At 59.4% G+C, this 6,522-nt stretch carries 5 protein-coding genes; all 5 read left to right on the top strand.

Going from position 1 to position 6,522, the window contains the following annotated elements; all coding sequences use genetic code 11:
* A partial coding sequence (locus ACYVDE_RS11960; protein ID WP_460501777.1) for a glycosyltransferase family 61 protein occupies positions 1-511 on the top strand: 511 nt, incomplete at its 5' end.
* 69 nt (positions 512-580) lie between these two features.
* Positions 581-1,981, top strand: a complete 1,401-nt coding sequence (locus tag ACYVDE_RS11955; protein ID WP_460501776.1) for a lipopolysaccharide biosynthesis protein — start codon at positions 581-583, stop codon at positions 1,979-1,981.
* Between the two features lie 209 nt (positions 1,982-2,190).
* A complete protein-coding gene (locus tag ACYVDE_RS11950) occupies positions 2,191-3,306 on the top strand; it encodes an acyltransferase family protein (protein ID WP_460501775.1) in 1,116 nt (371 codons plus the stop codon).
* Positions 3,307-3,444: 138 nt separating this feature from the next.
* On the top strand, positions 3,445-4,995 hold the full coding sequence (locus ACYVDE_RS11945; protein WP_460501774.1) for a RagB/SusD family nutrient uptake outer membrane protein: 1,551 nt from the start codon (positions 3,445-3,447) through the stop codon (positions 4,993-4,995).
* 138 nt (positions 4,996-5,133) lie between these two features.
* Positions 5,134-6,402 carry a sugar MFS transporter gene (locus ACYVDE_RS11940; RefSeq protein ID WP_460501773.1) on the top strand — a complete coding sequence of 423 codons (1,269 nt, stop codon included), beginning with the start codon at positions 5,134-5,136 and terminating at the stop codon, positions 6,400-6,402.
* Positions 6,403-6,522 lie beyond the last annotated feature (120 nt).

The following is a 6,522-nucleotide window of genomic DNA, read 5'->3' as shown; positions in this document are numbered from 1 at the left end:
GCCCGGCCGCCACGGCTACATGCTGCCGGAGCTGGTGCGCGAAGTACGCGAAGCCGTGATGCAGCATTTGCGCGGCAGCCTCGACCCCGCCCGCCGCGCCACCCGCCGCTTATATGTTTCGCGCAGCCGCCAAAGCTGGCGGCAGCTCACCAACGAACCCGAGGTAGTGGCGGTGCTGCAGCGCTATGGCTTCGAAACCATCTACTTCGAAGAGATGAGCTTTGCCGAGCAGGTGCGCACCATGTACGAAGCCGCCGTATTCATCGGGATTCACGGGGCCAACATGACCAATATCCTGTTCATGACGCCGGGCACGCATGCCATCGAAATGATGAGCGATACGTACGTGAATCCCAGCTACCTATCGATGGCCGACAGCATTGGCGTGCATTATTCGCTGGTGCCTTCCATGCTGGGCTCCCCATTGGAAGTGGAGCACAACTACGCCGACATCACGGCCGACCCCGTGCTGGTAGAACAGGTGGTGCGGCGCGTGTGCAGCGCCGAGTAAATAGTATTAGCCAATTCGCCCTGGTAAGCGCTTGCACAAGCACAATCGACCGGGCTTTAGTTTACGAGTTTGCTTCAACAACCCATCCAACGATTTAAGCAGAGTATTCTCGCGCCGTTGCTGCGGAAGGGCTCATTTGCGCAGAACTTCGCCGTTACCCTTTCGGGGTCGGCCGCGGTCACGGCGCTGGGCTTTCTGCTGTCACCGGTCATGTCGCGCATTTATCCGCCGGCGGCTTATGGGCAATTTGCCGTGTTCAGCTCGCTGGCCGGCAACCTGAACATGATTACCACGCTGGGCTATACGGCCGCCTTTCTGCTGCCCAAAACCCAGGAGAAGTTTATGTCGCTGGTGCAGCTTACGGTGGTGCTCACCTTTGGCACCTGCCTGCTGCTGGCCGGCACGCTGGTGCTGGGAGGAACGCACGTACTGCACTGGCTGAACGTGGAAGCTTTGGGCAACCTCTTCTACACGCTGCCGGTGGTGCTGCTGCTATTCAACCTGAACAGCATCATGAGCAGCTGGTACATGCGCGACAAGCAGTTCCTGAAACGCAGCAGCGTGGAGGTGACCACGGCCCTGGTGGGTCGTGGTGCCACCATTGGCTACGGCTGGTGGATGGGGGGCAGTGTGGCTGGCCTGCTGCTGGGGGAGGTGTTCAACCGCCTCACCAGTACCATTAGCCTCGCCGCGGGCAGCATCCGGCATTCGTTTGGGGCGCTGTGGCGCACGGCCCGGTGGGCCGATATCCGGGCCATCGCCGTCGAGTTCAAGGAGTTTCCGCTGTATTTTCTGCCGGCGAGCTTTATCAGCGTGCTTTCGACGCAGCTGCCCATCTACACGCTCAATGCCAGCTTCGGCTCAACTCCCGTGGGCCTGTATTCCTTTTCGGTGGGCCTGCTCGAAATTCCGATTAATCTGATTGGGAACGCCATTGTGCCGGTTTTTTGGCAGAAGGCTGCCGAAACTCATCAGAATGAGCCCGAGCGCCTGCCCGGCATGACGCTGAGCCTATACTACAAGCTGCTCTACCTGGGCCTGCTGCCGTTCGGCGTCATCACGGTGTATGGCGACCTGCTCTTCAAGTTCGTGTTCGGGGCCCAGTGGGAAATGGCCGGCGTGTATACCGGCTACCTGGGCTATTACTACGTGTTCAAGCTCATGTCGCAGGCTACCGGGCCCATCTATACCGTGATGGGCAAGCAGCGCTACATTCTGTGGAGCAACATTGCCCTGCTGGTGGCCCGGGCGGCCGGGCTCGGCATTGGCCTGCTGATGCACAGCCTGAACACGGCCCTGATGTTGTTTGGCTTGTTCAGCCTGGTGGCCACGTTCATTATCGACCTGCAGGTGCTTTCGCTGCTGAAGCTGCCGGTGGTTCGCATTGGCTTGCGCACGGTGGCCATTGTGGGTGCCATGCTCGTCTTGCTCAAAGCCCTTCGGCTGGGGGCCGAGCTGCTGCTGAGCTAGCCCGCCCTTACTGCGGTACGAAGCGGCAACGTCCCGTAGGCCCATGGCTTGCGGGACGTTTGCTTTGGGCCGGGCGGCAGGCCGCAAAATAGTATTGTGTTTCGCTGAAATAATATAGACTCTATCTGGTTTTACTTTGTAGCCAATTTATTGATAGAAGAGTACTTAGTGCGATTTTATCTTTGTAATAATCAGCGTAACCAGAATAATTGTCATTGCTTACCATCACCGGTACGCACAAAGGCCCTCGTCTTGCCACCGTTTCGCCCCAACCCCGCGTTTTCTTCCCTAACCTGAACGGGTTGCGTTTTCTGGCCGTGCTTCTGGTAGTAATCGACCACGCAGAGGGCTTGCGGGCCGACTACGGGCTTTCCAACTATTGGTACGTGCCCGCTATTCCGCTACTGGGCCAGCTGGGCGTCGACCTGTTTTTCGTGCTCAGTGGATTTTTGATTACCTATCTGCTACTGGCTGAGAAGCAAAAGCTGGGCACAATAGATTTCCGGGCATTCTATCTGCGGCGCATGCTGCGTATCTGGCCGCTCTACTATGTATTGGTGTTTCTGGCCCTATTCGTCTTTCCGCATATCGACCTGCTGTATCACCCGGGTCTCACACCGCGGGTAGCCCCCGATTTGGGCGTTAAGACGCTGCTGTACGCCGTGATGCTGCCTAACGTAGCCAAAGAGTTGTACCCGGCCGTGCCCTTTGCCTCCCAGGCGTGGTCGATAGGGGTGGAGGAGCAGTTCTACTTGGTCTGGCCGGTAGTAGTGTTCTATTCGTCTCGCTACTACCGCAATTTTTTGTTGCTGGCGGCGGTGGTTTTTGTGGTGATGCAGCTTAGCTGGGCGCTCACGGGCCCCAGCCGGCAACTGGTCCCCGTAAACGAGCTGACGGACTTTATTAAGCACTTCCTCACCTTTTTCCGGATTCAGTGCATGGCCATTGGGGGCGTATTTGCGGTGTTGCTGTTTCGGCGCAAGGGCCGGCTGTTGGACTGGCTCACGAGCCGCCCGGTACAGGTAGCGGTGTGGCTCGTGCTGCCGGTGCTCATCGTGCGCGGGCAGGAAGTGCGCTATTTCACGCATGAGCTGTACGCTGTCCTCTTCGAAATACTGATACTCAACCTGGCCCTTACTCAAAGCTCGCTGGTTAGTCTGCGGTCGGCATGGCTCGATTACCTTGGGCGCATCTTATACGGCCTGTACATGTTTCACTCGCTGGCTATTGGGTTGGCCATCAGATTATTGGGGGTAAATCGGCTTTCTGCCACTGCCAACCATGCCGCCGTGTATGTGGTGGCCCTGGCCATTTCCTACCAGTAGCTCGAAACTCCGTTTCTTGCCCTGAAAAAGCGGTTTACCCGCATTCAGAGCGGCTCGTAGCTGGCGGGGCCGGCTGGTTTTGGGCGGGCGGGCGCGGTTGGTTCGGCCGGTTCGGCTGGTTCGACGGATATTTGCGCCGTGAATAGTCCCTTCTTCAGCATCGTTATTCCCACCTACAACCGGGCGGGCTTCATCGGTGCCACCCTCGATTCCGTGCTGGCCCAAACCTTTCCACACCTTGAAATTCTGGTGGTGGACGATGGTAGCAAAGACAATACTGCCGAAGTAGTGGGCCGCTACGCCGACCCGCGCCTGCGGTACTACCCCAAGGAAAACGCCGAGCGGGGCGTGGCCCGCAACTACGGGCTGGCCCGCGCCCACGGCGAATACGTGTTGTTTCTTGATTCCGACGACCGGTTTCACGCCAACCACCTGGCCACGCTCCATGCCAAGATTCAGGCGCTGGGCCAGCCGAACTTCATCGCGACCAAGTACGACTTTGACCGCGACGGCGTCATCGCGCCCAGCGATACGGCCGCCCTGCCCGAGGGGTGGTACGGCCTCGATACCTTCGTGCGCGGCAATGCGCTGGCCTGCAACATCTGCGTGCGGCGGCAGAACCCCGGCCTGCACCGCTTCGAAGAAGACCGTAGCTACGCGGCCGTGGAAGACTGGATGTTCATGCTCGAAAATACCCAGCATGACCGCATCTACCTGGTTGATGCCGTGACGCTGACCATGAACGACCACGACCAGCGCTCGATGCGTTCCGACAACACCGCGTTGGTGCGCCGCCTGCAGCTGGCCCTGGGCTGGATGCTGGCCCGGGTGCAGCTCACGCAGCGCAACTGGGCCGCCGCCAAAGCCGCCGCCGACCAAGTGCTCAGCGGCGGGGGCAACTATTCGCTACAGAGCTTCAACGGCCTGTTTCCGGCCGAGAACCGGGGACCGGAATCCATTTTCGAGGTGCAGTTTGCCGGCACGGCCGATGGCAATACCTTCTTCACGCTGCCCGACATTATGCTGCCCTCGCCGCCGGCCACGTACGCGTTTCCGAAGTTCAACATTCCGACGCTGTTTGTGCGGGGCAGCGCGGCGCTGCCCACCGACCTCACGTCGGTCGTCGACACCGTGAACGACCAGCGCTGGAGCTACCAGGGCCGCGTGAACGCCGGCCGCAACCACGCCAGCTACGTCGACGGCCGCGGCGGCTCGCCCAACGACCGGGGCCCCTTCGTGTACAAGTGGCGCAGCGACGGCAACGGCTTCAACTCCTCCGACAACTACTACGTGCTGCGCCTGGCCGAAGTGTACCTCACAGCCGCCGAGGCCAGCAACGAAGCCGCCAGCCCCGCCCAAACGGTATTGGGCTACCTGAACCCCATCCGGCAGCGGGCCGGGCTGCAGCCCCTCACGGCAGCCAGCCCCGAGGCTGCCAGCCAGGGCACGCTGCGCACCGAAATCGACAAGCAGCGCCGCCTGGAGCTGGCGTTTGAGGGTGAGCGCTGGTTCGACCTCATCCGCTACGCCCGCCACGAGCTGGCCGGCGGCGGCGTGCGCCACTCCGTCACGGCCCTCGACATTATTGCCCAGAAGCGCGGCGCGCGCGATGCCAACTACCTCGTGTTTCCGTTACCGCTCAACGAGCTGAATACCAATACGCAGCTGCAGCAAAATCCTGGCTACTAAAGCCAGCGTCGCCTCTGGGGCAGGGAAAATGGTGGGAATAATGACTACCTGCCCCGGGGCGACATTTTTGTGAAAGGTACCTTCCGGCAATCAACCCGATAACCTTTCTCTTTTCACTTATTCCCACCTCCCTTCTTTATGGCTGCTCCTGCCTTTGCGCCAGTTGTTCCTTCCACTCCGCTGCCGGCTGGCACGGCCGCGCCGCGCTACACGTCGGCGCTGTCGGCGCTCACGGTGCTGTTCTTCTCGTTCGGCTTCATCACCTGCCTGAATGATATTCTGATTCCTTATTTTAAAGCCATTTTTCAGCTTAGCTACGCGAAAGCTGGATTGATTAATTTTTGCTTTTTCGGGGCCTACTTCGTGATGGGGATTCCGGCGGGTAAAGTGGTGAGCCGCTTGGGCTATAAGGGCGGCATGCTACTGGGCTTTATGGTGGCGGCAGCTGGATGCTTTTTGTTTTACCCCGCAGCTGATATCCATTCCTATGGATTGTTTCTAGGCGCGCTGTTCGTGCTGGCCACTGGCATCGTTTTACTGCAAGTTGCTGCTAACCCCTACGTAGCAATACTAGGACCACCAGAATCGGCACCATCCCGCCTTAGCTTAACGCAAGCTTTTAATTCGGTTGGCACAACAGTGGCTCCTCTGGTGGGCACTGCGCTGATTCTCTCGCACCTACCTGACCTTGACGCCGCCCGCGCCGCCGATGCTATTGATGTGCATGCCGTGCAGCTACCATACCTCTGCATCGGAGCCGTGCTCATCCTCATCAGCGGGGTGCTCATTTTCATCAAACTACCCGTTATCACACACTCGCCTGACCTCACCGACGACGGTAGTCGCCGCGCTTGGCACTACCGCCATTTGGTGCTGGGTATGATAGGAATTTTTGTTTACGTAGGGGCCGAAGTGGCTATTGGCTCGCACATTGTGAGCTACCTCGGCCAAGCAGATGTGATGAATATGGCTCCTAAGCTGGCCGGAAAAAAAATAGCCTATTATGGAGGTGGAGCCATGGTAGGCCGGTTTCTTGGAGCTATTCTGCTAAAGAAATTTCGGCCCGGACACCTACTTGCGCTCACCGGTTTGGGGGCTATTCTATTGGTCATTGTTTCGGTTAGCACCTCCGGCGAAACTGCCATGTGGAGCTTGCTGGCCGTGGGCCTGATGAATTCCATCATGTTTTCCACCATTTTCACGCTGGCTGTGGCTGGTCTGGGCCGCCACACCGAAGAAGCCTCGGGCCTGCTGAACGTGGCCATTGTGGGTGGCGCGGTCATTCCGCAACTATTCGGCCTCATGGCCGATGCCAGTTCGCTGCGCCTGGCGCTGGCGCTGCCGGTGCTCTGCTACGCTTACATCGTGTGGTACGGCCTGCGCGGCCACGTGCGCCGCACGGCTTAACTCCTGCTTTCCCTTTTGATTCCGTTCATGTCCTCTTCTCTCTCCCGTCGGCTAATGTTACCCGCCCTGGGGCTGGCGCTGCTGGCAGCCTGCGCCGCACCCACGGCGCAGGCTCAGCGC

It is taken from the genome of Hymenobacter agri (genome assembly GCF_054778495.1).
The sequence above is the reverse complement of the archived record's forward strand: the minus strand, read 5'-3'. Positions and strand labels throughout refer to the sequence as shown.

Bases quoted from the DNA above. Each gene is read 5' to 3' on its own strand.
- ACYVDE_RS11940 (WP_460501773.1), top strand. From the start codon at position 5,134: ATGGCTGCTCCTGCCTTTGCGCCAGTTGTTCCTTCCACTCCGCTGCCG.